This is a genomic window from Mesorhizobium sp. WSM4813 (assembly GCF_055811555.1).
In genome coordinates this window covers 73,256-99,302 of the sequence record NZ_JBVVQU010000019.1, presented here as the reverse complement: position 1 = coordinate 99,302, position 26,047 = coordinate 73,256, and the positions used below count along the sequence as shown (strand labels likewise).

Annotated in this window: 22 protein-coding genes and 1 pseudogene; 10 read left to right on the top strand and 13 right to left on the bottom strand. The window is 63.6% G+C overall.

Translation table 11 applies throughout. The features are described from left to right. The 8 genes and pseudogenes from AC0L25_RS13460 to AC0L25_RS13425 all read left to right on the top strand — a co-directional run. Positions 1-1,275 (top strand): annotated as a pseudogene (locus tag AC0L25_RS13460) (hypothetical protein); the annotation flags it as partial. 1,020 nt (positions 1,276-2,295) lie between these two features. Next, positions 2,296-3,078 carry an SDR family oxidoreductase gene (locus AC0L25_RS13455; RefSeq protein WP_473595932.1) on the top strand — a complete coding sequence of 261 codons (783 nt, stop codon included), beginning with the start codon at positions 2,296-2,298 and terminating at the stop codon, positions 3,076-3,078. A 288-nt stretch (positions 3,079-3,366) separates the two neighbouring features. Next, on the top strand, positions 3,367-4,281 hold the full coding sequence (locus tag AC0L25_RS13450) for a sugar phosphate isomerase/epimerase family protein (RefSeq protein ID WP_473595931.1): 915 nt from the start codon (positions 3,367-3,369) through the stop codon (positions 4,279-4,281). A 44-nt stretch (positions 4,282-4,325) separates the two neighbouring features. After that, positions 4,326-5,360, top strand: coding sequence for an ABC transporter substrate-binding protein (locus AC0L25_RS13445; RefSeq protein ID WP_473595930.1), 1,035 nt, complete (start codon positions 4,326-4,328; stop codon positions 5,358-5,360). A gap of 277 nt (positions 5,361-5,637) precedes the next feature. Then, positions 5,638-7,176, top strand: a complete 1,539-nt coding sequence (locus AC0L25_RS13440; RefSeq protein WP_473595929.1) for a sugar ABC transporter ATP-binding protein — start codon at positions 5,638-5,640, stop codon at positions 7,174-7,176. Continuing rightward, on the top strand, positions 7,173-8,144 hold the full coding sequence (locus tag AC0L25_RS13435; RefSeq protein ID WP_473595928.1) for an ABC transporter permease: 972 nt from the start codon (positions 7,173-7,175) through the stop codon (positions 8,142-8,144). Before AC0L25_RS13440 ends, AC0L25_RS13435 begins: the two co-directional genes overlap by 4 nt. 259 nt (positions 8,145-8,403) lie before the next feature. Then, on the top strand, positions 8,404-9,384 hold the full coding sequence (locus AC0L25_RS13430; RefSeq protein ID WP_473595927.1) for an ABC transporter permease: 981 nt from the start codon (positions 8,404-8,406) through the stop codon (positions 9,382-9,384). A 210-nt stretch (positions 9,385-9,594) separates the two neighbouring features. Next, positions 9,595-9,828: a hypothetical protein gene (locus AC0L25_RS13425; RefSeq protein ID WP_352953753.1), complete on the top strand. Its 234-nt coding sequence runs from the start codon at positions 9,595-9,597 to the stop codon at positions 9,826-9,828. Between the two features lie 260 nt (positions 9,829-10,088). Here the strand turns inward: AC0L25_RS13425 and AC0L25_RS13420 are convergent, their stop codons facing one another. Further along, positions 10,089-11,219, bottom strand: a complete 1,131-nt coding sequence (locus AC0L25_RS13420; RefSeq protein ID WP_473595926.1) for an aminopeptidase — start codon at positions 11,217-11,219, stop codon at positions 10,089-10,091. 273 nt (positions 11,220-11,492) lie between these two features. Here AC0L25_RS13420 and AC0L25_RS13415 point away from each other — a divergent pair, with 273 nt between their 5' ends. Together AC0L25_RS13415 and AC0L25_RS13410 are read left to right on the top strand one after the other, a co-directional pair. After that, complete coding sequence (locus tag AC0L25_RS13415) at positions 11,493-12,152, top strand: L,D-transpeptidase (protein WP_127315250.1); 660 nt, start codon at positions 11,493-11,495, stop codon at positions 12,150-12,152. Positions 12,153-12,162: 10 nt separating this feature from the next. After that, positions 12,163-12,675 (top strand): OmpA family protein, encoded by a 513-nt coding sequence (locus AC0L25_RS13410; RefSeq protein ID WP_473595925.1) that lies wholly within the window; start codon positions 12,163-12,165, stop codon positions 12,673-12,675. Positions 12,676-12,925: 250 nt separating this feature from the next. Here the strand turns inward: AC0L25_RS13410 and AC0L25_RS13405 are convergent, their stop codons facing one another. The 12 genes from AC0L25_RS13405 to AC0L25_RS13350 form a co-directional block, all read right to left on the bottom strand. After that, a complete protein-coding gene (locus tag AC0L25_RS13405; RefSeq protein WP_473595924.1) occupies positions 12,926-13,729 on the bottom strand; it encodes a cytochrome c oxidase subunit 3 in 804 nt (267 codons plus the stop codon). Next, positions 13,726-15,300: a cytochrome c oxidase subunit I gene (locus AC0L25_RS13400; protein WP_473595923.1), complete on the bottom strand. Its 1,575-nt coding sequence runs from the start codon at positions 15,298-15,300 to the stop codon at positions 13,726-13,728. The genes AC0L25_RS13405 and AC0L25_RS13400 overlap by 4 nt, the downstream gene beginning before the upstream one ends. After that, positions 15,297-16,121: a cytochrome c oxidase subunit II gene (gene coxB / locus AC0L25_RS13395; RefSeq protein WP_473595922.1), complete on the bottom strand. Its 825-nt coding sequence runs from the start codon at positions 16,119-16,121 to the stop codon at positions 15,297-15,299. The genes AC0L25_RS13400 and coxB overlap by 4 nt, the downstream gene beginning before the upstream one ends. 5 nt (positions 16,122-16,126) lie before the next feature. Then, the gene (locus tag AC0L25_RS13390) at positions 16,127-17,740 is read right to left on the bottom strand and encodes a GMC family oxidoreductase (RefSeq protein ID WP_473595921.1); all 1,614 of its coding nucleotides are present in this window, start codon (positions 17,738-17,740) and stop codon (positions 16,127-16,129) included. After that, positions 17,737-18,285 (bottom strand): sugar dehydrogenase complex small subunit, encoded by a 549-nt coding sequence (locus tag AC0L25_RS13385; protein ID WP_473595920.1) that lies wholly within the window; start codon positions 18,283-18,285, stop codon positions 17,737-17,739. The genes AC0L25_RS13390 and AC0L25_RS13385 overlap by 4 nt, the downstream gene beginning before the upstream one ends. A gap of 319 nt (positions 18,286-18,604) precedes the next feature. Further along, a complete protein-coding gene (gene ampH / locus AC0L25_RS13380) occupies positions 18,605-19,729 on the bottom strand; it encodes a D-alanyl-D-alanine-carboxypeptidase/endopeptidase AmpH (RefSeq protein WP_473595919.1) in 1,125 nt (374 codons plus the stop codon). A gap of 492 nt (positions 19,730-20,221) precedes the next feature. After that, positions 20,222-21,721, bottom strand: coding sequence for a helicase HerA domain-containing protein (locus AC0L25_RS13375; protein ID WP_473595918.1), 1,500 nt, complete (start codon positions 21,719-21,721; stop codon positions 20,222-20,224). Between the two features lie 105 nt (positions 21,722-21,826). Continuing rightward, complete coding sequence (gene arsK, locus AC0L25_RS13370) at positions 21,827-23,059, bottom strand: arsenite efflux MFS transporter ArsK (protein WP_473595917.1); 1,233 nt, start codon at positions 23,057-23,059, stop codon at positions 21,827-21,829. Further along, positions 23,056-24,480: an NAD(P)-binding domain-containing protein gene (locus AC0L25_RS13365; protein WP_473595916.1), complete on the bottom strand. Its 1,425-nt coding sequence runs from the start codon at positions 24,478-24,480 to the stop codon at positions 23,056-23,058. The genes arsK and AC0L25_RS13365 overlap by 4 nt, the downstream gene beginning before the upstream one ends. Before the next feature lie 51 nt (positions 24,481-24,531). Beyond that, positions 24,532-24,852 carry an ArsR/SmtB family transcription factor gene (locus tag AC0L25_RS13360; RefSeq protein WP_473595950.1) on the bottom strand — a complete coding sequence of 107 codons (321 nt, stop codon included), beginning with the start codon at positions 24,850-24,852 and terminating at the stop codon, positions 24,532-24,534. 75 nt (positions 24,853-24,927) lie between these two features. Further along, on the bottom strand, positions 24,928-25,347 hold the full coding sequence (gene arsC, locus AC0L25_RS13355) for an arsenate reductase (glutaredoxin) (RefSeq protein ID WP_473595915.1): 420 nt from the start codon (positions 25,345-25,347) through the stop codon (positions 24,928-24,930). After that, positions 25,344-26,033, bottom strand: coding sequence for an aquaporin (locus AC0L25_RS13350; protein ID WP_473595914.1), 690 nt, complete (start codon positions 26,031-26,033; stop codon positions 25,344-25,346). The genes arsC and AC0L25_RS13350 overlap by 4 nt, the downstream gene beginning before the upstream one ends. Positions 26,034-26,047 lie beyond the last annotated feature (14 nt).

The window sequence follows — 26,047 nt, the reverse complement described above, 5'->3', positions numbered from 1 at the left end:
AAGGACCGATCGGTAGCCGAGACCGCTCTAAAGCGAGCTGGAGAAGCACTCGAACTGGAACGCGAACGAGCAGATTCAGCCGTACGCGACCTCGATATCGTTCGCCAGGAACGCGACGCTTCAAAGCAGGTCTCGGCAGAGTTGAGTGCGGCGCTGAAGCAAGAGCGCAAGAGGGCCGCCGGAGCGCAGCCCTCCATGGAAGCCTCTCAGGGTGCTGCGAAGCGAGCGCTTGATGAGGAGAGGCGCAAGGTTGAACTCCTGGAACAGGAACTCACCACGGCTCGCCAAAAGATCGACGCTATCAAGAAAGGCGCAAATTTGGCAGCGGTCGAGCAGGCCAATGCCATGAAGGGCCGATCGGTGGCCGAGATCGCTCTAAAGCAAGCTGGAGAAGCACTCGAACTGGAACGCGAACGAGCAGATTCCATGGAAGCCTCTCAAAGTGCTGCGAAGCGAGCGCTTGATGAGGCGAGGCGCAAGGTTGAACTCCTAGAACAGGAACTCACCACGGCTCGCCAAAAGATCGACGCTCTCAAGAAAGGCGCAAATCTGGCCGCGGTCGAGCAGGCCAATGCCATGAAGGACCGTTCGGTGGTCGAGACCGCTCTAAAGCAAGCTGGAGAAGCACTCGAACTGGAACGCGAACGAGCAGATTCCATGGAAGCCTCTCAAGGTGTTGCGAAGCGAGCGCTTGATGAGCAGAGGCGTAAGATTCAACGCTTGCAACAAGAACTCACCACGGCTCGCCAAACTATCGACGCTCTTAAGACAGGCGCAAACCTGGCAGCGGTCGAGAAGACCAACGCCATAAAGGACCGATCGGTAGCCGAGACCGCTCTAAAGCAAGCTGGAGAAGCACTCGAACTGGAACGCGAACGAGCAGATTCAGCCGTACACGACCTCGATATCGTTCGCCAGGAACGCGACGCCTCAAAGCAGGTCTCGTCAGAGTTGAGTGCGGCGCTGGAGCAAGAGCGTGAAAGGGCTATCGGTCTAGCCCGCAGCCTCAGTGCCGCGCGTGAGGCAATTGACGTCGTGAAGAATAAACGCCGCACTGCGGCTTTGGAGCGCGCGCCGAAATCACGTACCCCACTTGCAAGTACGCTATCGCGTTCGGGCGCCCAACCAGCCCATAAACCGGGCTTGCCGAAAAAAAAGAAAGTGAAGATCCAAAAGTCACCGCATCCTGTTCTGCCGGCAACCATCGCTCTTCCCGACGCATTGCTCCCGACGCGACCACTGAATAGCTCGACCTACGCCAGTGAAGACCAGTGAGCGAAGCCGCAGAGGAGTATGATGATGAAAAAGTATATCGCAGCCGCGTTGACGATCGGGATCGCAATCGGGCCTGCCTCGGCTCAAGACACAGGCATCGGCGGTAAGGTCGGCGGTCTTGGAGTCGGTGCTGGAGTGAGCGCCGGTTCGCAAGGCACATCTGTGGGGGCGGGTGCGAGCGTCGGCGGTCTCGGGGTCGGTGCTGGCGTGAGCGCCGGTTCGCAAGGTGCATCTGTGGGGGCGGGCGCGAGCGTCGGCGGTGTCGGGGTCGGTGCTGGCGTCAGCGCCGGTTCGCAAGGCGCATCTGTGGGGGCGGGCACGAGCGTCGGTGCGAGTGGAGCAAACGTTGGAGCTTCGGTCGGCGCAGGTAACGTGTCGCTCGGCACTCCCGGTAGTCCGGCCGCAGTCACCACAACCACTGCCCCTGCCAAAACCGCCAGGCAATCGATCGCCCTGCCACCTGTCCTCATGCCTTCTAAACCTGGTGAGGGTGACTCCACCAAGCGGTATCCCTTTGGATCTCTGAAAGCGAAACCCGGTACGCCAGCTGCGGTCGTGCAAGCCTGCCGCGCGGCGATCATCTCCGCCGCGACGCCGCTTGGCGCCGTCCGTGTCCACGCAGCAAGCGCAGGTGCCTTGCGTCAACGTCGAGGCGCACTCACGGCGCCGATCGAGGTGCGAATAGACTACGCAAGACAAGGCGGCATCGAAGTTCGGCAGGCGCGAGTCGGCTGTCGCCTCGATGCGGCAGGCAGGGTCACCGCAGTGATATAGCACCAAGCCTGTCAGGCACTTTTCGCATCCGAGCAATCTGGTCGTCGAGGCGCATGGCCAGCCGGTGCACGGCGCCGATAAAGGCGTTGCGGCTGCCACCCGCCATGCCGACCGGCAAGCATTCACACATCGATCCGTCTGCAATTGCGTAAGGCCATGATCTGAAAACTCTCGTCCGAAGATTGACTATCGGGAATTGGCGTTCCCTATTCTGGAAAAAATGCAAACTTTGTTCCGGGAGGAGGAATGGAGCTTCGGCTGGACGGCAAGGTGGTGCTGGTCACCGGCGCGACGCAAGGCATCGGCCGGGCGATCGCCGAGACGCTTGCGCGTTCTGGTGCCGGCGGCCTGCTGGTCACCGGCCGCGAGCCGGCGCGTGGCAACGACGTGGCGACGGCGCTCTCCCAGGCAGGCACGCCAACCGCATTCATCGCCGCCGATCTGGCTGATACCACGGCGCCGGCGCGGCTGGTCGAGGAATGCGTCAGCCGCTTCGGGCGCATCGACGCGCTGGTCAACGCCGCCGGCCTGACCAACCGCGCCTCGTTTCTCGATGCCGACCTCGACGATTGGGCGGCGCTGTTCGCCGTCAATGCGCGGGCGCCGTTCTTTCTCATGCAGGCAGCCATCACGCAGATGCGCAAGCAAGGTCAGGGCGGCGCCATCGTCAACATCCTGTCGATCAACGCGCATTGCGGCTCGCCCGAACTCGCCGTCTATTCGGCCACCAAGGGCGCGCTCGCGACGCTTACCCGCAACGCCGCCAACGCGCACCGTTTCGACCGCATCCGCGTCAACGGCATCAATGTCGGCTGGACCGACACGCCGGCCGAACGCATCATGCAGGCTGAGACACTGGGATACGGCCCGGGCTGGATCGACGCCGCCAACGCGTCGCAGCCTTTCGGGCGCCTGCTGGCGGCCGACGAGGTGGCGAACCTCGCCGTCTTCCTGCTCTCCGATGCCTCCGGGCCGATGACCGGCGCCCTGATCGACCAAGAGCAATGGGTCGTAGGGGCGAACCGGTGAAGGTTGCTTCACTCGAAATGCTAAGCCCAGCACTGCTTAGCCGGCTTCCCGCTGCGGTCAAAAAAACCGTCTTACGACCGGACGGCGCTGGCCCCGCAGGAAATAGCCTGGCGGACTGGATCGCCGTCAACGACAATTCCGCACGGCTGTCACAGCCGGTCTCGACGGCTAATCAGCGACGATCCGATGGCATTCGCCAGACAGCTTTGCGCATTGCCCGACCAGTCGCACGGTTGAAGCGGCCCGCACAATCGGCATAGTAGGTCGCCACGACCAGGGGAGGGCAACATGAAGCTCGGACTGCTCACCGCACCGTTTGCCGATACCCCGCTCGGCCAGGTCGCCGACTGGGCAAGTTCTGCCGGCTTCGAGGCGCTGGAGATCGCCTGCTGGCCGAAATCCTCCGGCGCGGCCCGGCGCTATGCCGGCACCAGCCATATCGACGCCGCCTCGACCTCGGCCTCGCAGGCCAAGGAAATCGCAGCAGCACTGGCGGAGGAGAACCTGTCGATCTCGGGCCTCGGTTTCTATCCCAATCCGCTGCATCCCGATGCCGCCCACCGCAAGGCCGTCATCGATCATTTGAAGAAGGTGATCGTGCTGGCGAGCCATATGGGCGTGCCTGTCGTCAACACCTTCTGCGGCGGCGACGCCTCAAAAACCATCGACGCCAACTGGCAAGAGGCACTCAAGGTCTGGCCCGCCATAATAGCCCATGCGCGCGACAACGGCGTCAAGCTGGCTTTCGAGAACTGCCCGATGATCTTCAGCTATGACGAGTGGCCGGGCGGCCACAACATCGCCTATTCGCCCTATATCTGGCGCCGCATCATCGAGGCGTGGGGCGGCGATGTCGGCATGAACTTCGATCCGTCGCATCTGGTCTGGCAGATGATCGACCAGGCCCGCTTCATCAGGGAGTTCGGCCCGTACATGCTGCATGTCCATGCCAAGGACCTGATGATCGACCATGATGGACTTTACGAGCGCGGTATCCTGTCGGCCGGCATGGGCTGGCAGGTGCCGCGCATGCCGGGGCTTGGCGATGTCGACTGGAATGTGATCTTCTCCGGCCTTTATCGGGTCGGCTACGACGGAGCCATCATCATCGAGCACGAGGACCGGCGGTTTGAGGGGAGCGATGAAAACGTCAAGCGGGGCTTTCTGCTGGCCCGCGACGTGCTGCGCCCCTTCGTGAAATGAGCCCCTTTCGAACTGAACTGAGATCCATGTGGAGGAAGACTGAAATGAAAAAATATCTGGCAATGGTCCCGCTGCTTGCCGGCGCGGCGTTTCTGGCTTCGGTGGGCGTCTCGTCCGCTGAAGCTAAATACACGATCGGCGTTTCCAACACGGTGCAGGGCAATGGCTGGCGCGAGGAGATGATCTGCGCCATCAAGGCGCAGGCGCTCGCGTCCGGCGAGGTCACCAAGCTCAACATTGCCCATCGCAACACTGACGCCGCCGGCCAGCTCGAGGACATCCGCAACCTGATCAGCGCCAAGGTCAACGCCATCGTCGTCAACCCGGCCGATCCGGCCGGCATCAAGTCAGCCCTCGAGGAAGCCACCAAGGCCGGCATCGTCGTCGTCGCCGTCGACCAGGCGGTCACCGAACCCTCGGCCTACATCATGTCCAACAACCAGGAACAGTACGCCTATCTCGGCGCCAAATGGCTGTTCCAGCAGATCGGCGGCAAGGGCGACGTCGTTTATATGCGCGGCGCCGCCGGCGCCTCGGCCGACAGCGATCGCGACAAGGGTTTTAAGAAGGCGCTTGCCGAATTCCCCGACGTGAAGGTCGTGCACGAGGTCTTCACCGGTTGGCAGCAGGATCAGGGCAAGCAGCAGATCCTCGATTTCATCGCCACCGGATCGCCGTTCAACGGCATCTGGACCTCGGGCATCGACAATGTGATCGTCGATGCGCTGGTCGAGTCGCAGACGCCGCTGGTGCCGGTGGTCGGCGCCGACAATGCCGGCTTCGTCGGCCAGCTGAACTCGGTCGAAGGCCTTGTCGGCGCCGCGGTGACCAATCCCGGCTCGATCGGCGGTGCCGGCGTGACGCTGGCTCTTCAGATCCTGAACGGCAAGAAGCCGGCGGAGCAGACCGTTCTGGTCGAGCCGCAGCTTTGGGAGAACGCCACCGAAGAGGGCAAGGCCAAGCTGAAGAGCGTGGCCGATCCGTCGCTGAGCCCGGAATGGCCGGTTTCGATCTCCATCCCGGAGTGGACCACCTACAGCAAGGACCAGATCATCGCCTGCAAGGGCCCGGGCGAGTAAATATGGGCTTTCGCTTCAGACCGTCTCCAACGTGTGCGGAGACTGTCGAGGTTGGCGCCGCCCCTCATCGCCCTACCGGGCACTTCTCCCCGTATAGTGACGGGGAGAAGGGGCTGGCCGCAACTTCGGCGCCCTTCCTGCAACGGTGATGATTGGCGAAACCGGCGATCACAGCCCCCTCTCCCCGTCTCTATACGGGGAGAGGATGCCGGCAGGCAGGTGAGGGGCGGCGCCAGCGTGAAATGATTTGAGCACATAAATCGAGAGCAACGCGATTTTGACCACCAACCCCCTCCTGGACGCCACCGGCGTCGTCAAGACTTACGGCGCCGTGGTGGCGTTGCGCAACGCGTCGCTGTCGGTTCTGCCGGGCGAGGTGCACGCCCTGATGGGCGCCAATGGCGCCGGCAAATCGACGCTGGTCAAGATCCTGACCGGCGCCATCCGCGCCGATGCCGGGCATATCCTGATCCGCGGCGAAGCCCGCGACGTGCGCTCGCCTGCCGATGCGCGCCGCGCCGGGTTGCTTCCCGTCTATCAGGAACCATCGCTGATCCCCGATCTCGACGTCGCCTCCAATCTTCGCCTCACCGACACGCCGGTCGAGCCTTTCCGCGCCTGGGTGCGCGAACTCGGCATTCCCGACCTCGACATCCGCGAAACCGCGCGCGACATCCCGCTTGCCGTGCTGCGCGTGCTCGATTTGGCGCGGGCGCTGGCGGTCGAGCCCGACGTTCTGCTGCTCGACGAGATGACCGCGGCACTGCCGGCAAACCTTGCCGAAAAGGTGCTCGAGGTCGTTCGCCGCCAGGGCGACAGCGGCCGTTCGGTGATCTTCATTTCCCACCGCTTTGTCGAGATATCGGCACTTTGCGACCGCGCCACCGTGCTTCGCGACGGCGAGACCGTCGGCGTCGTCGACATCGAGCCGGGCGTCGAGGAGCGCATCGTCGAGATGATGCTCGGCGCCAGGATCGAAAAGACTCGCGTGGCGGCACGCCAGGCGAGCCAGGCCGCATCGCCCAGGGAAAGCCGCCCGCGCCTCGGCGTGACGAACCTTCGTGTCGGCACCAAGCTCAACGACGTGTCGTTCGACCTGGCCAACGGCGAGGTCGCCGGCGTCGTCGCGCTCGAGGGGCAAGGCCAGGACGAGCTCTTCGCCGCGCTCGCCGGCTCCACCCGGCCGTCCGGCGGGACGATCGAAGTGGACGGGAAGCCGGTCAGGTTCGCGCATCCGGCGGATGCGATCCGCGCCGGCATCGCCTATGTGCCCGGCGACCGCACCGAAGCCCTCACCATGCAGCGCTCTGTGCGCGAAAACATCGCGCTTCCCTTCAGCGCCGCCCTGCGCGACTGGGGGCCGATCAACATGCGGCAGGAAGGCACCAGGGTCGTCAGTGCGATCGAGCGGCTGCAGATCGACACGCGCGCCCAGCGCGAGGTACAGCGCCTGTCCGGCGGCAACCAGCAGAAGGTGACGATCGCCCGCTGGATCGCCGCTGAAGCACAGACCATCCTCTGCTTCGACCCGACGCGCGGTATCGATGTCGGCACCAAGCAGGAGATCTACAAGCTGCTGCGCGAACTCGCCGACCAGGGCAAGTCGGTGCTGTTCTATACATCCGAGCTCGAGGAGGTGCAGCGTGTCTGCGATCGCGTCATCGTCATCTTTGGGGGGCGCGTCGTCGACGTCTTCCCCGTCGAACTCGCCGACGAGCCGGCGCTGATGCGCGCCGCTTACGGCTTGCCGCGCGGCGCCAAGCAGGACGTCGGCATCCTTGCCGATATCCATTCGAGCCCGGTGGCGAAACCTTGACCCGCCTCGTCCGCCGTCAGGGCTGGGTCGCCGGCCTGCTTGTCCTGTTCGTGGTCCTGTTGGTGATCACCAGGCTCATCCAGCCGGGCTATGGCAGCGGCGATTTCGGCTCGCTGGTGCGCGCGGTGCTGCCTTACGCCTTTGCCGTGGCCGCCCAGACGATTGTCGTCATCGCCGGCGGCATCGACCTTTCCGTCGGCGCCATGATGGCGCTGACCAGCGTCACCGCCGCCTCGATGATGGACGGCGCCAGCGAGGAATTCGCGCTTTTCGTCGTGCCGTTCGTGCTGGTCATGGGGCTGGTGCTGGGCGCCGTCAACGGCATGCTGATCGTCGTCACCCGCGTGCCCGATATCGTCGTCACGCTGGCTACCCTCTTCGTCCTGCAGGGCGCGGCCCTGCTGGTGCTCGGTGCGCCCGGCGGCGCGGTCGCCGAATGGCTGAGGGCGACTATCGTCGGAACGGTCGCGATCCCGGGGCTGCCTGAGATCTCTGCCTGGATACCGAAGGCGCTTGTGCTCCTCGTCGTCTGCCTTTGCATCATCTGGATACCGCTCAAGCGCTCAAAACTCGGCCTTTCGATCTACGCCATCGGCAGCAGCGAGCTCGCGGCGTTTCGCAGCGGCGTGCCTGTCGCGCGCACCAGGATCATCGCCTATGCCCTGTCGGGGCTTTTCGCTGCCATGGGCGGGCTGGCGCTGACCATGAGCACAGGCATCGGCGCCCCCATCCCCGGCCCCTATCTTCTTGCCAGCGTAGCGGCGGTGGTGCTCGGCGGCGTCGCCCTAGGTGGCGGCAAGGGTGGATTGCTCGGCCCGATCGTCGCGGTCTTCGTGCTGCGGCTGGTGCGTACCGACCTGACGCTGCTCGCCATCGATCCCAACGTCACCGCAATCATCGAGGGCGCGATCATGGTCGCCGTCGTCATGTTCGGCGCCTTCATCACAATGCGGAGCCGCCAATCATGAGCAATGCCGTGAGGCTGGTTTATGGAGTCGGCGATCCGTCGCGCCCCCCTCTGTCCTGCCGGACATCTCCCCCACTTGGGGGGAGATTGGCAGCTTTGACGCCTCGCTCATTCTTGCAACCTCGACAATTGGCGAAAGCCGTCGCGCCGGCCAATCTCCCCACCCGTGGGGGAGATGTCCGGCAGGACAGAGGGGGGCGCCGTAGAACGCCATCCTCTCCCGGCATCGCGCGAAACCCATCGCGAGTACGAGCAACATCATGAGCATAACCGCGATCCAACCCGTCCCCTTCGGCCGCCGCCTCAAGCGCTTCATGGCCGACCGGCCGCTGATTCCTCTGATCATCCTGCTGGTCATGCTGGTGGTGATCCTGCAGATCCTGCGCCCCGGCATCGTCAACGAGCGATGGCTCGCCAACACGGTCAAATTTGCCATCCCGCTGGCAATTCTTGCCGGCTGTCAGACCATGACCATGCTGACCGGCGGCATCGATCTGTCGGTCGGAACCGTGGCGACGATGAGCGCCTTCATCATGGCGACGCAGGTCGTCAATCATGACCCGGCGGTGGCGATTCTGATTGCGCTGGTGCCGGCGGTGCTGATCGGCCTGATCAACGGCATCGGCGTCGGCGTCTTTCGCGTGCACCCGCTGATCATGACGCTCGGCACCAGCCTGATCGGCACCGGCTGCCTGCAGGTCTATCAGCGTACCGTCATCGCCTCGGGCGCCAAGATTCCGCCCTTCCTCGCATGGCTCGGCACCGGCCTCACCTATGGCGTACCCAATGCGCTGCTTCTGTTCGTGCCCATCGCCGTCCTCATTGTCTTCACCTTGAACCGCACCGGGTTCGGCCGTCTGCTTTACGCGGTCGGCGACAATGAAGGGGCAGCACGCCTGTCCGGCGTCCGCTACTGGCAGGTCATCACCGCGCTGTACGTCATCTCGAGCGTACTCGCCGGCATCACCGGGCTACTCTATATCGGCCTGATCAAGGCGCCGTCGCTGTCGTTGGCCGAACCGCTGGTGCTGCCTTCGGTGGCAGCCGCGGTGATCGGCGGAACCTCGATCTTCGGCGGCCGCGGCGGCTATACCGGCACGATCATCGGGGCCCTCATCCTCACCGTGCTGACAACGCTGCTCACCATCCTGCAGATGCCCGAAGGGGCGCGGCGGATTCTGTTCGGGCTGATTGTGCTGTTCGTGACGGCGGCGTATTTGCGGATTATTGAGGATCGGTAGGGGAAGGCTGATGCGAGCAACTGCTTTGTCTCGAAGCAAGACTCTCGCACACGGCCGTTCGTCGACGCTCAGCTCGATCCCGAATGCCGCCGTTCGCTCACCAACCGGCCCCAAGGAACACTGTTGCCGCCCATCTAGCCGTCTTATCGGTATCGGCGAAGCCGCTGATGTGTGCTAAGCCGCCGCCCGAATAGCCAAAGGAGTACACCCGTGAGCGAGCCGACCGTGGCCGAGGCGACCGAAAGCATCTATGCATCGCTCCGGGCGAACAATACCGATATCGACGCACATATCGCGGCGCTCAAAGCAGCGCTGGCGCGAGAGGGGATAGAACAAGCGGTGTTCGATCCGACCAGGCTGGCGCAGAACAACCGTTCGGGCCGCAAACTAATGCAGGCTTATTTTCGGCAGCGCGGCGTGAGCGTGAGGTTTTCGGCCTCGTAGGGGCGCACGCTGAGGCGCCACGGCCCGCCGGCAATCATTGTGGTCCAAGATCCCGCGGGGAGTTCAGGCAAGTCCGCTTTTGGCTTCTGTAGGCCGACATGCGGCTTCCGGCCCCGCCGACGTCAAAGTACCTAGAGCATTCCAGGAAAAGTGTGAAACGGTTTTCCGTCCGGAATTGCGCAAAAACAAAGAGATAGAGCGGTTCGGCGTTTCCGTGAAACGATGAACCGCTCTAGGAAATCGGCCGACAAATGGTCAATTCAATCACCTGCGCCGGCTGCCGAGTACATCAGCGACCGATTCGCCGCTTCTGGCCTTCGGATTTGACCGGCTCGATCGCATGAATCTGCCGCCTTGAGCGCTTCGGCGCGTTCAGATTTGTCTAACGCTCCTATCCGCCGAACCGACGCGAAGAATCGTGGATAGTCGCCCGAACACAAATCGAACAAGCGGAGAAACGTCGCCACCCGATCGCCGTAGACGGAAGTCGCGGCGAGCTTCGCGTTGTTAATCGGAGAATCGAACCAGACATCGTATCCCCGGTATCCACGCCAGCGACTGTCGCGCATCTCTCGGTAGCGCATCCGCAGCCGTTCGATCGCGGCTATCTTTGCGGCCCGCTTCTGCTCAGAGGTAGCGCTGTTATCATAGACGTGCCTTAGCTCGTCTCGGGTCTGCGACACCAGCGCAAGAAATTGAGCTCTGCGCCTCCGGTCGGCTTCGTAACGGCGCAAACCGGCAGTATCCCCATTCGCGCGCAGCCATTTTCTCACACCGGCTGTTTCGACAGCGGCAGCGAACGCTTCGTTGAACGCGGAATCGTCCTGTACGTAGACGCGCTGGTGGGCCAGCTCATGGAACACCAGCCCTGCAAGACCCGCTTCATCTTGGCTGAGCATGGTGCTTAGCAGCGGGTCACTTGACCAGCCGAGCGTGGAATATGCAGTGATGCCCGTCACATAGACGTCCAGGCCCTGTCTCTGAAGTTCGACGGCGGTTTCAATCGCAGACCTTTTGGAAAAATATCCTCGGTACGGAACGCATCCGAACACCGGAAAGCACCATGTTCGTGGCGTCAGCGAGAATTCCGGCGCGGCGAAGATGGCCCATGTCACCGCGTCCCGACCAACGTCAACATAGCTGCGGTAGCTATTGTTGTCCGGCAGCGCTAGTTCATCTATCGCAAACTGTCGGATGGCGCTCGCCGATGCAATTCGAGCGCGCAATGTCCCAGGGGTCGAAGGATCGTCGATCAGCTCTCCGACATCCTGGCGCGCCGCCATGATCTCCACGTGACCCTTCAAGGATTGTGCGTAGTAGGAAATGCTGGTGCAACCTGCCACGCCGGACACCACAATCGTCGCAGCAACCGAACGAAAAAAAGCATGCATCACGGTTTGCCCACGCCATTGCTCACGTCCGGATAGGGCAAATGTCGCAACTACGCCCGGTCCCAAACAGTCGCGCCAATTTGGTTAAGGTCCTGGATGGGGTTTAAGTTAGACGTTCGTCCTCGGCAAGAGTGTCACAATTCGGACACTCGCCGCCAAATTGCCGAATGTCCGGGCACGGCGGACTGAAGCAACGCAGCATTTTCCACTTTGAGGCGAAGTAATTCTCAACTATGGTCCACCAGGCTTTTGGCATGGGGGGGAATATTGCCGATGGTTTTATCACGCAGGGGTGTCGTGCTCGGCGGCCTGGCGCTGGTCGCGGTGGGTGCAACCAGCAATATTGCTCAAGCCGCGGCGGCAAAATCCTTTTTCGCCGGTACCGCCAGCGACAACAATTTTGTCTATCGCAAGACCAACTTCGCCAAGATCGACAAGAGATGGCATCGCCAGATCGTCAAGTATTTCAGCAGCGAGCCGGTCGGCACCGTCGTGGTCGATACCCGCCACCACTTCCTGTACGTCATCATGGAAAACAAGACCGCCATCCGCTACGGCGTCGGTGTCGGCAAGGACGGCTTCAAATGGTACGGCCGCGCAACGATCGACCGCCGCGCGCTGTGGCCGCAATGGGTCCCGCCCCCCGAAATGCGTAAGCGCAGGCCGGACCTACCGCACATGGTCGCAGGCGGCGCGTCCAACAATCCGCTCGGGCCGCGCGCGCTTTATCTGCACCGCAACGGCGCCGACACCGGCTACCGCCTGCATGGCACGCTGGAGCCATGGAGCATCGGCACCGACGCTTCCAGCGGCTGCATCCGCATGTTCCCGGAAGACATCATCGACCTCTACCAGCGCTGCCCGATCGGCACCGCGGTGCAGGTCTTGCCGCACATCGCCGACCAGGCGCCCGCTTCCACCACTGTCGAATGATTGGCGCCTCATGAACCGCATGATTGAAAACACGCGCCGGCTGCTCGCCGCCGGCCTGCTGCTGCTGGTCGCATCCTGCTCGACCAGCAGCACGCTGGCCCCTTCCACGCCCGACATCACCAACACCCAGGTTGCCGGCTTCCAGAACGTGCAGCCGGGCAGCGAGGAGGATTTTATCCTCAATGTCGGCCGCCGCACCTATTTCACGCAAGGTTCGGCCGCGCTTGATTCTGTCGCCAAGGCCACCCTCGACACCCAGATCGCTTGGCTAGCAAAGCATCCGCGCTGGCTGCTCAAGCTACAGGGTTTCGCCGACGATCCCGGCGCAAGTGAAACGGCGCTGTCGCAGCAGCGCGCTGATGCGGTGATGGACTACCTCGCCGCCGGCGGCATAGACCGCAACCGCATGTGGGCCAAGGGCTACGGCAAGGACAGGCTCGTCCGCGACTGCCCCGACACCGCCTGCAGGTCGCAGAACCGCCGCGTTGTGTCTAATTTGCGCGATGTGAGGGACGAGCCGTAGGGGCTGCTGTTCCGCTTGTGACCCGAAGCAGAGTCTCACACGCGACGGCGGCATGGATCGAGGACGGGAGCCACTACACTACTTGATCCTGCAGGAAACTGATCGACCATGGAGTAAAGGTCACTTCCGCCAGAGGCGGGTGCTTTTGAGTTTGCTTCTATGCAACTTTGAACCGCGAAGGCCGCCCTCAGCCGGCTCCCAGATATGTTTCAGCAATGCCGATGCTAGTCGACGTCGCGTCGGTACGCTCCTAGCTGGCCCAAGCGTAGAAGACGGCGAACAGCAGAAGCCACACCGCATCGACAAAATGCCAGTACCAGGATGCCGCCGTCGTTATGAAGCCGGCGCCGGCTGAGCGCGCGCGGATCACCCGATATGCGGCGATCGACAGCAACAAGATGCCGATAACGACGTGCAGGCCGTGGAAGCCAGTCGTAAGGAAGAAGATCGAGGGATAGACACCGTCGCGGAATCCCACCGAGGCGAGGCTGAATTCCCGAAGCTGAAGGCCGACGAACACGCCGCCGAGCGCGATCGCCACGGTAAGCCCGATAGCCGAAAGCTGCCATCGCTCTTTCAGAAGCCAGTCATGCGCCGCTGCGACGCAGACCCCCGACGCGACGAGGATCACTGTATTGAGAAGCGGGCCGCCCCAAGGGTCGTCGGGGCGCATCGGCGTAGGTGGCCATGAGCTGAACCCCGCGATCTCCGGATAGATCGCGTATCTTAGGTAGACGGCGAACAAGGCGGCGAAGAACGCTATCTCGGACGCGATTAAGGCGATGATCGCGATCCTCGGGCCAAAGGTGTTTTGCGGACCATTCGCACGCTCACCACTCGTCGCCCGCGACCACGCTGTCAGAGCGATGAACAATGGCAGAAGCCCCACCGCGATCACGAGCGGACCGAGTACCGCGATGCTGCCGGCCAGCGTGCCGAACAGCGACGGGTGGAAGAGCGCGAGACCGGCGCACGCTAGCAGGAACAGCGAGACAGCAATCGCGACAGGCCATCGGCCATCCGTGCCGCCGACCTCGGTGACAGTCTTGCTCACGCGCCTGCCTCCGCGCCCGCCGTGCCACGCGGACGCGCCATCTCGGGATCGTCATCCCATTCATGCGTGAAAGCCGGACCCCACACATCGCGCGGGGCCGGCGCGCCACGGCGCAGCGAGACCGCAAGCATCACCAGGAACAGCAGCGTGGAGGCGAGCGCGAGCACAGCGCCGAGCGACGCAATCATATTCCAGCCCAAGAAACCGTCCGGATAATCCGCGATGCGCCGTGGCATTCCTGCCAGTCCGAGGAAATGCATCGGGAAAAACAGAACGTTGGTGCCGATGAAGAAGCACCAGAAATGCAACCGTCCAACCCACTCCGGGAACATGCGTCCGGTCATGCGCGGGAACCAGTAATAGAAGCCGGCGAAGATCGCATACGTCGCGCCGAGGCTCAGCACATAGTGGAAATGCGCGACGACGTAGTAGGTGTTGTGCAGCACTTGATCCGCGCCGGCATTGGCAAGCACGATCCCCGTCGTGCCGCCGACCGTGAACATGATGATGAAGCCCAGCGCCCACAGCATCGGAACGGTGAGGCGGATCGACCCGCCCCACATAGTGGCAATCCAGGCGAACACCTTGATGCCGGTCGGCACCGCGATCACCATCGAGGCCAGCGTGAAGAAGGCACGCGGCGCGAAGCCGACACCGACGGTGAACATATGGTGCGCCCAGACGATGAAACCCAGCGCCGCAATTGATGCCATCGCCAGCACCATGCCGGGATAACCGAAAATCGGGCGACCTGAGAACCGCGAGACTATCTGGCTGATGATGCCGAAGGCCGGCAGGATCATGATGTAGACCTCCGGATGGCCGAAGAACCAGAAGAGATTCATGAACAGCATAGGGTCTCCGCCGCCGGCTGGATCGAAAAAGGCGCCGCCGAAATTGCGGTCGGCAAGCAGCATCGCCAGCGCGGCCGCCAGCACCGGCATGGCGAGAAGCAGCATGAGCGACGAAATCAGGATCGACCACACGAACAGCGGCATGCCGAACAGCGGCAAGCGATCCTCGCGCATGTTGAGGATGGTAGTGACGAAATTGATCGCGCTGATCACGGAAGAAATGCCGGCCAAGTGCAGTGCGAGGATCGTCATGTCGACCGACGGTCCGGGCTGGCCGTCTATGCCCGACAGCGGCGGATAGAGGCTCCAGCCGGTACCCGTTCCGTCGCCGACCAGCAGCGACCCGATCAGCATGATCAAGGACAGCGGCAGCAACCAGAAGCCGAGACTGTTCAGTCCCGGAAAGGCTATGTCGCGCGCACCGATCATCAGCGGGACGAACCAATTGCCGAAGCCGCCGATCAACGCCGGCATCACCATGTAGAAGATCATGATTAGGCCATGCGCGGTGATCAGCGCGTTCCAGGACTGGCCGTTGACGACATAGTCCATGCCCGGCTGCGCCAGTTCGAGCCGCATGTAGCCCGACATCGCGCCACCCAGCGTCCCCGCCATGATCGCGAATCCGAGATAAAGCGTGCCGATCGCCTTATGGTCGGTGGTGAACAGCCAGGCCGCAATCGATCGGCACTCGCGCCTATGTTCGGTGGCGCTCATTTCGCCACCTGCGCTGGTATAGTCGCGGCACTGACGACCGGATATCGCGTTGCAGCGTCCCGCACCCAGGCGTCGAAATCAGGCTGCGCCATGGCCTCGATCGCGATCGGCATGAAGGAGTGGTTCAGACCGCAGATCTGGTTGCACTGCCCGTAATAGACGCCCGGCTTCTCGACGCGTGTCCAGGTTTCGTTGAGGCGCCCGGGCATCGCGTAAATCTGCAGGCCCAGTGCCGGCATGAAGAAGGAGTGCACGACGTCCGACGATGTCACCTGTATGCGCACGACAGCGCCGACCGGGACAACCATGCGATTGTCGACCGCTAGCAGACGCGGTTCACCGGCCGGAACGGAGGCCGGCGGCAACATGATGGAATCGTATGCGAAGCCGCCATTGTCGGGATAGGAATAACGCCAGAACCACTGATGGCCGCTGGCCTTTATCGTCAACTGTGCGTCGGGAATATCGCTCTCATAGGCGAGCAGCTGGAGCGACGGCGCGGCGATCGCGCCCAGCACCAGCACCGGCGCGATCGTCCAGCCGAATTCCAGCCACGGCATGCGCGTGACTTTTGACGCCGTGGGGTGCCGGCTCGCCCGGAAGCGCAAGAGCGCGAAACCCATCAGCATGGCGACGAGCGCGACGATGCAGACGCCGATCAGCAATATGTGGTCGTGCAGCGCAACGATCCGCTCCTTCGTCTCCGAGGCCGAGACGCCGAAACTTGTCTGCCAGTTCGCCGGCGCCTGCGCCAAGCCGTGCCGTGCGTCGAGCATCATTGCGGAGACAAAACCGAGGAAAACAGTGCCCCGCCCGCGCATGACATTTACGCCTTCAGCACGGAGATGAGATGCGCGCCGAGGCGCGCACTGAGCGCCGCAATGGTGAGCGTGGGCGCATTCGCCGTGATGGACGGGAAGACGGACGAGCCGACGATGTAGAGATTTGGATGGTCGTGGCTCTTCAGGTCCCTGTCGACGACCGAGGTGAGCGGGTCATCTCCCATGCGTGTCGTGCCGCCCATGATCGCGCTGTCGGCGGTCGGGCCGAGCTGCTTGATCTGCGTGGCGCCGAGTGCAGCCATGAGCTTGTTCTGCACATCGCGCGCGACCGCCAGCCCGCGCGCCGTGTAGTCGTCAGACTTGAAGGCGATGTTCGGCCGCGGAATGCCGATCCCGTCCATCTGATCGCTCAGCGTCACGCGATTGTCCGGATTGGGAAGCATTTCGGCAGAGCTGCCAATGATCAGCTCCCGCGCGACGTGCGAACGGACTGCCGCCTTCAGCGCATCGCCGCGCAGGCCCTGTTTGATGAAGGTCGTCGCAGCCTGGAACGGACCGACCGCCCGCGCCCAGCCCTCATTGGAAGGCGAGATGCCGATGGCCGCACGCTCGTTGCGGAAATCGCCGTCCCGAAGCTCGGCAATGCCGCCGGTCGAGACCGGTCCGCGATAGGTGAACACGGGATCCCTGGTCAGTCCCTGAATGCCGACATCGATCTGCGACAGCAGATTGCGGCCGACCTGGCCGGAACTGTTCGCCACGCCCGTCGGCGCATTGTCTCCCGTCGAAAGCAGTAGCAGCTTTGGCGTCTCAATGGTATGCGCCGCGATGACCACAATTTTTCCGGTCGCGCTGCCCTCGCTGCGATCCGGGCGACGGTAACGCACTTCGGCAATGCGTTTGTCCGGACCGACGACTAGCTCGTACACCACGGCCTGCGGCTCGACATGCGCGCTGGCGCGCTCCGCGATGGCGAGATGATGCGTCGCGTCGTACTTCGCCTGGATGGGGCAGATCGGCACGCAGCTCGCATTGCCGCAGCATTGCGGGCGGCCATCGCGCCACACCGAATTGCGCGCCTGTGGAAATGGCAACACCGAGTAGCCGAGCGCCTTGGCAGCGATGCCGACCTGCTTGTCGGCATAGGTCATGGGGATCGGTGGCATCGGAAACGACTTTGAGCGCGGCGCGCCGAAATCGGCGGTGTCGTCGCCCGCGACGCCGATCTCTTCCTCGGCGGCCTGATACCAAGGCTCCATATCGCCATAGGCGATTGGCCAATCGACGCCGACGCCGAACTTCGAGTGCATCTTGAAATCGTTTGGCCGGAACCGCGCGGCGAGCCCGCCCCAGTGCCACGTGGTGCCGCCGACGATCCTCGCCTGCTGTCCCCTAAAGGTGTCCGGCCCAGCCTCGACATAGTAGGCGGAGAAGTCGGATTCTTCCGGCTGCGGCGCATAGGGCTGGTCGGGGTAAGGCGAGTTCTGGCCCTTCGAGGGCGAATACTGGAATCGTGTCACAGCGGTGCCGCGATCGACGCGCGGTCCCGCCTCGAGGAACAGCACGCTGAAGCCTGCTTTCGCGATAGCCGCGCCGGCAAGCGCCGCGGCTACGCCTGAACCGACAAACACGACATCGGCGGACGCCGGCGCGGTCATTCGGAAAACCGTCCTGGCGGCGGTGCGTTCGCCCACGCGCCAAAATTCGTGTCGCATCTCGACGGCGGCTTGGTGTAACCGCAGGCATGCCAGACGAATGCATCGAGATAGGTAAGGACGCGTTCTTCCGAGCCGTGCATGATGCTACCCGTATACCAGGCTTGGATGAGCGATTCCGACAGCGGTTTCAGCCCCGCCGACGCAATCGCGCTGTCCCATTCTGTCTCGGGCTGTTCCGTCACGATCGCATGCAGTTTTCCGAGATCGGCGGCGTCAGCGGAGAATGCCTGCAGGAACAATTCCGGCAGCGTGGCGTCGCTCGGCGACATGCCCGTCAGTATGCCTGTCAATTCGCGAAACGCGCCGGGGTCGATCGCGCTGCTCAAGGCGACCTGGCTACGGGCCGCGGCGGGCAATCCGAAGAATGCGGCGAGCGTCGAGACGGCAATGAGAAGCTCGCGTCGCCGCACTGTTGCCGGCGCAGAATGATGCGCCGCCGGCTCACCTACCTGCTTGGGCAGACGCGCATCGTCACTGCCAGCCATCGGTACCCTCAAGGCGAGCCTCTGCTGAAACAACGAGGCCGCACGCTTATCTGAAGCTACGGCTCAATCTGAGCTTGGTCAATCGACCCTTTCAAGCTCAGAACAGTCGAACCAGAGAGCTCCACATTTGAGATCAAAAGCGCCGCTTGGGCCTGACCTTGCACGCGGCGACCTATCCATGCGGGTGGTCGTCCTCAGGAGGGGATAGCTAAGCGGTCGGCCGGTCGATGTCGCGCTTGCCTTGCCACGAAACATGCCGTCCGTCAGGCCCCCTCCACAGCATTGATCATCGCGCAGGTTCCCCCGATCAGCGCGGAAATCAGCGTGGAGCGATCTCTGCGACGAGATCGTTCGTCGTCTTGACCCCAGCCATGAAGCCGGCGGCATTGAATTCGTTCATGACGAAGAAAGCGCCGACGCCGCGTGTCGGTGCAATCGCAACATAGAGAAACATCCCTTGCAGGCCGCCGCTCTTCTGGAGGATGAGCGGGCGATGCTCGTTGGGGAGCATGATGACCCATCCGAGACCCATGGCGTCCATCGGGCCGCCGTCATCCAGCCCTACCACCGACGCCAGCCCGTCCCGGTACAAAAAAGCCGCGTGATTCACGAGGCGCAACTCGGCGTCGGCCGCGGAAGGCTTGTTGTCGACATGCCAGTTCATCCAGCGCAGCAGGTCGTCCGCGGTCGAGTACAATCCACCGGCGCACTCCATGGCTGTGCTCGTCGGCACGATGGGCATGGCGCTGCCGTCGAAGTTATGGCCCTGCATCAGGCGCGGCTCGTCCTCCGGTCTTGGGTTGAAAACCGTGTCTTTCATGCCGAGCGGATCGAGGACACGCTCCCGAAGGACCTCGGCATAGGGCTTTCCCGAGACATTCGCGAGCGCCGCTCCGAGGAGGTCGTATCCGAAGTTCGAATAGAGAACGGCGGTGCCCGGCGCGAACAGCAGCGGATTGTCCTCGAGGGCGGCAATCTGCGCCTCTTTGGTGTTCGTAGAGAAGGGGTCGGAGGGGGGCGCCTCGGCCACTGGCACCTCCCGCGGAAGGCCGGAAGCTTGCGCGACGAGATCGATCAGGCGGAGGGCGCGGCCATCCTTCTCCGGGAGCGTGACGTCCCAGCCAAGGCGATCCTGCAGCCGGTCGGTAAGCTGTACCTTACCGTCGATCGCCAGCGAGGAAAGCACACTGCCGCAGAACACTTTGCTCACGGACGCGATGCGGAACATTGTGTCGCCGTCGGGCACTTTTTCGCTCCCGTCGGCAATCTTGCCGAAACCCGCCAAGGCCGTCTCGCCGTTGCGCACGGCGCCGAAGATCAGGCCAGGCACCTCGGTGGAGAGATACAGGATCGTACCGTTGAACTGCACCGCTTCCGTCAGCAGCTTGTCCTCGGCATGTCCATAAGAGGGAACGGCTGCGATTGCCGTCAAAGCGATAGCCATAAGTCGGCGCGATCGAGACAAACGCATTGCCAACTCCTTTGATAAAGCTGCAGAATAAAATCTTCGGAAAAAGGGCCGCCGCGTAGTATCTAACCATCTCTCCAGGAGCAGGAGATGTCAACAGAATGAACCGAAGGGGGTAATCGGCGGCGGTAGCGTAGTTTCGGCGGATATTTGCGCTACAGTCCTGCCGTATTTCTTGTCCTTCGTCAGTTGATCGGGGCTGATCTCTTCATTGGCAAACCGACCCCGCGGGTAATTTAGAAGATATGTAAAGCGCAGTTGGCAGGAGGGAGCGCTGTAGCATCGAACAACTTGCAATAGGCTGATCTGCGTCGCGCCAATCGTCGTCGTATGATGAAGACCGGGCAGAAGAGCTGTAGCGGGCCAGCGAGGCCCTATCTGTGCAAAAAAGACTCGCCGCTATACCTGCCGCTTGGCCATACATAGCCTTGATGCGTGGCATTTCCCCTAGCGCGGTCGGCCGCCGCCTCACACAGCCAAGCTCCCCTGCTCCGCCTCCTCGGCATTGGGGTCGCCCGGCGCCGTTGCCCAGGCCAGTTCGACGAGCGTCACGGTGCGCCGGCCGAGACCGTCAAGCTGGCAGACGATGAGGCCCTGCTCCTCGATATAGGTCAGCAGGCGCCGGGCGCGGCGCAGAGAGTGTGAGCCATAGGCGCGGGCGATCGCCGCGTCGCTCGGGCAGGGCCAGCCCTCCTTCGCCGCGCGGGCGATCATCATGAACACGCCCTGCATATCCTCGGGCAGCAGCGAGGCGCGCGCCGAAACGTCCTGCCACGCGTCATCCCCTGCCATGTCGGAGCCGAGGCCGGCGCGGGCGCGCGTCAGCATGCGGCGGAAGGCGGGCAGGTCCGGCACCACCGCGGCGAGGCCCTCGATCCGGCAGCGGACCACGAACTCCTGATAGAGCACGCCGTTGACCCGGAACCCCGCATCGGGCTGCGCCAGCACGGCGCGCAAGACACGGTCGACGCGCTCACGCCGCTCCGCCAAATCCTCGGCGCTGATCGGCTGCTCCACCGCTTCGGGGCGGATTTCCAGCGCCGCCGACTTTGCCGCCATCAGCTGATCGAGCAGGTCCGGCGACGACCGGCGCTGCGGCCGGACAGTTTCCGGCGGCGGGGCTGCCAGGATGATGGCGCGGGCATCCTCCAACGCTGCTTCCGGCAGCGGCATCAGGCGCGGGGTGCCGTTGCGCGGACTTGTATCGGTCGGGCCGATGCGCAAGCCGAGCGGACGACGCGACAGCGCCGGGCCCAGCGCCAAGAATTGCCCGCGCTCCAGGTCGCGAAAAGCCTCCGCCTGCCGCCGCTCCATGCCCAAAAGGTCGGCGGCGCGCGCCATGTCGATATCGAGAAAAGTGCGGCCCATGAGGAAATTGGAAGCCTCGGCGGCGACGTTCTTGGCGAGCTTGGCCAGCCGCTGGGTGGCGATGATCCCGGCCAGCCCGCGTTTGCGGCCACGGCACATCAAATTGGTCATGGCGCCGAGCGAGAGCTTGCGCGCCTCGTCCGAAACCTCGCCCGCCACTGCCGGCGCGAACAGCTGCGCCTCATCCACCACCACCAGCATCGGGTACCAGTGGTCGCGGGCGACCTCGAACAGCCCGCCGAGGAAGGCGGCGGCGCGCCGCATCTGGTTCTCGGCGTCGAGCCCTTCGAGATTGAGCACCGTGGAGACGCGGTGGATGCGCGCGCGCTCGCCGGCGCTCTGCAGGCCGCGCTCGGTATGCTCCTCGGCATTGATCACCAAATGGCCGAAACGGTCGCCCAGCGACACGAAGTCGCCTTCGGGGTCGATGATGGTCTGCTGCACCCACGGCGCACTCTGCTCCAGCAGCCGGCGCAGCAGATGCGATTTGCCGGAGCCCGAATTGCCCTGCACCAAAAGGCGGGTTGCCAGCAGCTCCTCAAGATCCAGTGCCGCCGGGGCGCCCGCGGTCGTGTGGCCCATCTCGATCGCAACCGTCATGTCTCGACTCTCCTAGAGGAGACGGCTTATCAACCGCATCGCGGCCCGTCGAGCGCGCATGGCCGGCCGCTTGGTGTTGCGCACAGCTGGACGCTGCGCGCGGCGTCAGTTCGCCGACGTAAGCATCACGGGATCCTGCGCGAGATGCTGCCGCCTGATCAGGATGATTGCCGAGAAAGCCAGTATGCCGAGCATGCCGACCGCAGCGGTCAGCCAGAGCGATGGCTGGACGCCCATGCCGGCCATCGCCATGGCAAGGGCAAACGGCGCAAGTGCTGACGAGAACTGACGCGCGGCCGTGACCCAGCCGAGCTGTGCGCCGTAGCGCTCCCGCCCGAACAGTTCCAGGGGCAGCGTGCCGCCGACGATGCTGGCGAGGCCCGAGCCCAATCCAAACAGGATGACGAAAGCGATGGCTCCGGCCACCGATGGTGTCGTCGCCAGCAGCACGACAAGGCCGAGCGGCAGCAAGGTCGCGCCGATCACCGCGAGCCAGGTCTGCGCCAGCCGGCCGCCGAACAGCATGTTGATCAGTCGGCTCGCCACCTGGGACGGCCCGAAAAGCGTGGTTACGACGAGCCCGGCCGAGCCAAGCCCGAGCGCCGTCGTCAGCGGCACCATGTGAACGAGGATCGAGGACAGCACGAAGCCCTCGATGGCGAAGCCGCCAAGCATGAGCAGAAACATTCTACTGCGGTCGCGTGGCGTGAAGGCACCGCTCGCCGGCCCGATGGCCGAAGGTTTCGCCGAAGCGTTTTTGTCCACCCGACGCGACAGCCGTGCCAGCCAGGCATGGATGGGCAGGCAGATGGCGACATTGATGCTGGCAAAGACTAGGTAGACCTCGCGCCAGGTCAGGTATTCGTGCAGTGCCGCCGTCAGCGGCCAGAACAGGGTGGAAGCGAAGCCGGCGATCAGCGTCAAATAGGTGATGCTGCGCTGCGCCCTGGCTCCGCCGATCTGGACGATGGCGACGAAAGCGGCACTGTAGAGCACGAAGGCGGACGCCAGCTCCATCGCCATCAGGGCCAGCACGAAGGTCATCCGACCGGGCGCTGCCACGCAAGCGACAAGCGCTGCCGCTGCGGCAGCCGAACCAAAGGTCATCACCCGGCCGGCGCCGAAACGATCGGCCCAGCGCCCGGCTGTCGGTGCAAACAGCCCACCCGCCAGCAGCGACGCCGACAAGGCGCCGAAAACCCATTGTTCCGGCCAGGCGAACTCGAGCGCGATGGACGGCACCAGGATGCTGAAGCTGTAATAGAGCGTGCCGTAGCCGATGATCTGCGTCAGCCCCAACGCCCAGAGCGCAGCAGCCGGGATTTTCCGGTCGCTCATCGAGCGGCGATCTCGAGATCGCCGCTGCGCACTGCTGCGATCGCCTGCGTGCTGCCGCAGCCGCAGCCTGACTTGCCGCTCGCCTTCGCCTTGGCGTCGTCGGCACAGCAGGCAGCCGGCGCTGGTCCGCCGCAGCAACCCTGAGATGACGTGCCTGAAACTGACGCCGGCACAGTACAGACGCCGGTCTCGGGCAGCACCAGCTGCACGGCATCGGCGGCAGCCATGTCGCCGGCGAGCGCCGCGGCGACCGAGCGGACCTGCTCATAGCCGGTCAGCAGCAGAAACGTCGGAGCCCGGCCATAGCTTTTGACGCCAACCGTGTAGAAATCAGGCTCGGGGTGGCTGAGCTCGCGATGACCATGCGGCGGGACATCGCCGCAAGAGTGCTCATTGGGATCGATGAGCGGCCCCAGCGCCTTGACGCCTTCGAGCCACGGATCGAGGTCCAGCCGAAGCTCCCTGGTCAAGGCAAGATCGGGGCGCTGCCCGGTCGCGGCGATGATCCGGTCGACGGGGCCGAGCGTGCGCAGCCCATCCTTTGTCTGGCCTTCGACAATCAGCCGGCCGTCGACCTCGCGAATGGCAACCATGGCAAAGCCGGTCACCAGCCGCACGCGGCCGCTTTCGGCGAGCTGCCGGACATCCGAACCAAATTCGCCGCGCGCCGGCAGGGCGTCGGCATCGCCGCCGCCGTAGATGCGGACAAGATCGATGCCGCGCGTCACCCATAGTGCCGAAGTGCCCGGTTCGGTTTGCGCAAGCTCCGCCAATTCCAGCAAGGCATTGGCGGCGGAATGGCCGGCGCCAACCACCAATGTCGTGCGGCCTGCATAGGCATGACGGTCACGGCCGAGGACATCCGGGATGCCGTAGGCGATGCGGTCTCCAAATTCCCTCTCGCCTTCGGCCGGTATGCCGCCCGCGCCGAGCGGGTTCGGCGTCTGCCAGGTGCCGGACGCATCGACGACGGCACGCGCGCTGTCCCGGCGCATGCCCCCGGCCGTTTCGACCAGAAGCATGAACGGCCGCGTCTCCCGCGCCTTGCTCAGAACCTTGTCGGCCCCCCAGCGAGAAATGGCGACCACGCGGGCATTGGTCTCGATCGACGGTGCCAATCCGGGGAGCTTTGCGAGCGGCGCGAGATAGTGGTCGACGATCTCGTCGGCCGTAGGAAATGCCTCCGGCTCGGGCATCTGCCAGCCGCGGCTCTCCAGAAGGTTTCGGGCAACCGCATCGACACAATAGCGCCACGGCGTGAAAACCCGCACATGGCCCCAATCCAGAAGGTTCGAGCCGACCGCGGATCCGGCCTCGTAAACCTTGACCGAAAGGCCGCGGCTGACAAGTTGGGCGGCGGCCGCCAGGCCGACAGGTCCGCCGCCGATGATGGCGACCGGGAGATCGTTTTCAGAAACCATGGTATACCTTCTATGTTTCTAGGATTATAGAAATACTATTCAAAAAAAGAGTTACGCAGCCGCCTCGCCGACAGCCGGGCCGCATGCGGCATCGGCACAACATTCGTCGGCAAGAAAACCGAGGAGATCGCTCATCACTGGATAATCGGCACGGCAGATCAGCGTCGTTGCCTGCCGCTCCTGGGTCACCAGGCCGGTCAGTATAAGCCGGTGGAGATGATGCGACAGGGTCGACGCAGCGATGCCGAGGGCTTCCTGCAGATAACCGACCGGTCGCCCGGCCTCACCTGCCCTCACCAGCGTGCGATAAAGATTGAGCCGCGTCGGATTGCCGAGCGCCTCGAGCTGTTTTGCTGCTTGTTCGAGTTTCATGGAAATAAGGTAGTTCTCGCCGCCGTATGCCGTCAAGCGCTATTTCCAAGATTATCGAAGAACTGGATTAAACCTTCAGACGCGCCGCCCCGATGCATCGACGACAACTTCGCCATCTTCCTTGGTGAACGGCCCGATATCCGGATTGGGCAGGATGTCGAGAACCGCTTCGGACGGCCGGGCAAGCATGGTGCCGAGCGGCGTCACCACGATCGGCCGGTTGATCAGGATCGGATGCACCAGCATGAAATCGACGATCTCGTCGTCGGTCCATTTGGGGTCACCGAGATTGAGCTCGGCGTACGGCGTACCCTTTTCGCGCAGCAATTCGCGCGGCGTCATCCCCAGCGCCGCGATCAGCTCGACCAGCCGTTCGCGCGACGGCGGATTCTTCAGATACTCGATCACATCCGGCTCTTCGCCGGACTGCCGGATGATGGCGAGCGTGTTGCGCGAGGTGCCGCAGCCGGGATTGTGGTAGATGGTGATGGTCATTTCGCGGCTCTCATCTGTCTGACTGGTTTGGGCTCGCTGAGCAGCCATCCTGCCAAGGCCATGGCAAGCAGCGCGCCCAGCAGCTCGGCGACGATGAACGCCGGCAGGTCAACTGGACGGATGCCCGCGAACGTGTTTGACACCGCCCGCGCAATGGCGACTGCCGGATTGGCAAACGAGGTCGAAGCCGTGAACCAATAAGCCGCGGTGATGTAGAGGCCGACCAGCCAAGGGATGGATTCCGAACGGAAGCGAAGGCCGGCCAGAATGGTGAAGACCAGGCCGAAAGCGGCCACCAGCTCAGCGATCCATTGTCCGTTTCCGGTCCGCACGGTTTGCGAGATCTGTAGAATCGGCAGTTCGAACATGGCGTGCGCCAGCAGCGTTCCGGCGACGCCGCCGACAATCTGAGCGATGACATAGGCCAAAGCTGCGGTTGCATCGATTTCGCGCCTGAGGGCAAAGACCAGCGTCACCGCCGGATTGAAGTGCGCCCCGGAAATTGGTCCGAGTATGGTGATCAGCACCACCAGAATCGCTCCAGTCGGCAAGGTGTTGCCGAGCAGGGAAACAGCGACGTCGCCCGTCAGCCTGTCGGCCATGATGCCGGACCCGACGACCGTCGCGACGAGCATCGCCGTGCCGAGCGCTTCCGCGACAATGCGACGGGATAGGTCAGCCGCCATGGGTGTGCCCATCT

Excerpts from the sequence above, each read along its gene's own strand:
- AC0L25_RS13415 (WP_127315250.1), top strand. The coding sequence starts at position 11,493 with ATGGTTTTATCACGCAGGGGTGTCGTGCTCGGCGGCCTGGCGCTGGTC.
- AC0L25_RS13445 (WP_473595930.1), top strand. The coding sequence starts at position 4,326 with ATGAAAAAATATCTGGCAATGGTCCCGCTGCTTGCCGGCGCGGCGTTT.
- arsC (WP_473595915.1), bottom strand. The coding sequence starts at position 25,347 with ATGACCATCACCATCTACCACAATCCCGGCTGCGGCACCTCGCGCAAC.
- AC0L25_RS13360 (WP_473595950.1), bottom strand. The coding sequence starts at position 24,852 with ATGAAACTCGAACAAGCAGCAAAACAGCTCGAGGCGCTCGGCAATCCG.
- AC0L25_RS13385 (WP_473595920.1), bottom strand. The coding sequence starts at position 18,285 with ATGGCTGGCAGTGACGATGCGCGTCTGCCCAAGCAGGTAGGTGAGCCG.
- AC0L25_RS13375 (WP_473595918.1), bottom strand. The coding sequence starts at position 21,721 with ATGACGGTTGCGATCGAGATGGGCCACACGACCGCGGGCGCCCCGGCG.
- AC0L25_RS13400 (WP_473595923.1), bottom strand. The coding sequence starts at position 15,300 with ATGAGCGCCACCGAACATAGGCGCGAGTGCCGATCGATTGCGGCCTGG.
- ampH (WP_473595919.1), bottom strand. The coding sequence starts at position 19,729 with ATGGCTATCGCTTTGACGGCAATCGCAGCCGTTCCCTCTTATGGACAT.
- coxB (WP_473595922.1), bottom strand. The coding sequence starts at position 16,121 with ATGCGCGGGCGGGGCACTGTTTTCCTCGGTTTTGTCTCCGCAATGATG.
- AC0L25_RS13410 (WP_473595925.1), top strand. The coding sequence starts at position 12,163 with ATGAACCGCATGATTGAAAACACGCGCCGGCTGCTCGCCGCCGGCCTG.
- AC0L25_RS13450 (WP_473595931.1), top strand. The coding sequence starts at position 3,367 with ATGAAGCTCGGACTGCTCACCGCACCGTTTGCCGATACCCCGCTCGGC.
- AC0L25_RS13365 (WP_473595916.1), bottom strand. The coding sequence starts at position 24,480 with ATGGTTTCTGAAAACGATCTCCCGGTCGCCATCATCGGCGGCGGACCT.
- AC0L25_RS13430 (WP_473595927.1), top strand. The coding sequence starts at position 8,404 with ATGAGCATAACCGCGATCCAACCCGTCCCCTTCGGCCGCCGCCTCAAG.
- AC0L25_RS13390 (WP_473595921.1), bottom strand. The coding sequence starts at position 17,740 with ATGACCGCGCCGGCGTCCGCCGATGTCGTGTTTGTCGGTTCAGGCGTA.
- arsK (WP_473595917.1), bottom strand. The coding sequence starts at position 23,059 with ATGAGCGACCGGAAAATCCCGGCTGCTGCGCTCTGGGCGTTGGGGCTG.
- AC0L25_RS13420 (WP_473595926.1), bottom strand. The coding sequence starts at position 11,219 with ATGCATGCTTTTTTTCGTTCGGTTGCTGCGACGATTGTGGTGTCCGGC.
- AC0L25_RS13455 (WP_473595932.1), top strand. The coding sequence starts at position 2,296 with ATGGAGCTTCGGCTGGACGGCAAGGTGGTGCTGGTCACCGGCGCGACG.
- AC0L25_RS13350 (WP_473595914.1), bottom strand. The coding sequence starts at position 26,033 with ATGGCGGCTGACCTATCCCGTCGCATTGTCGCGGAAGCGCTCGGCACG.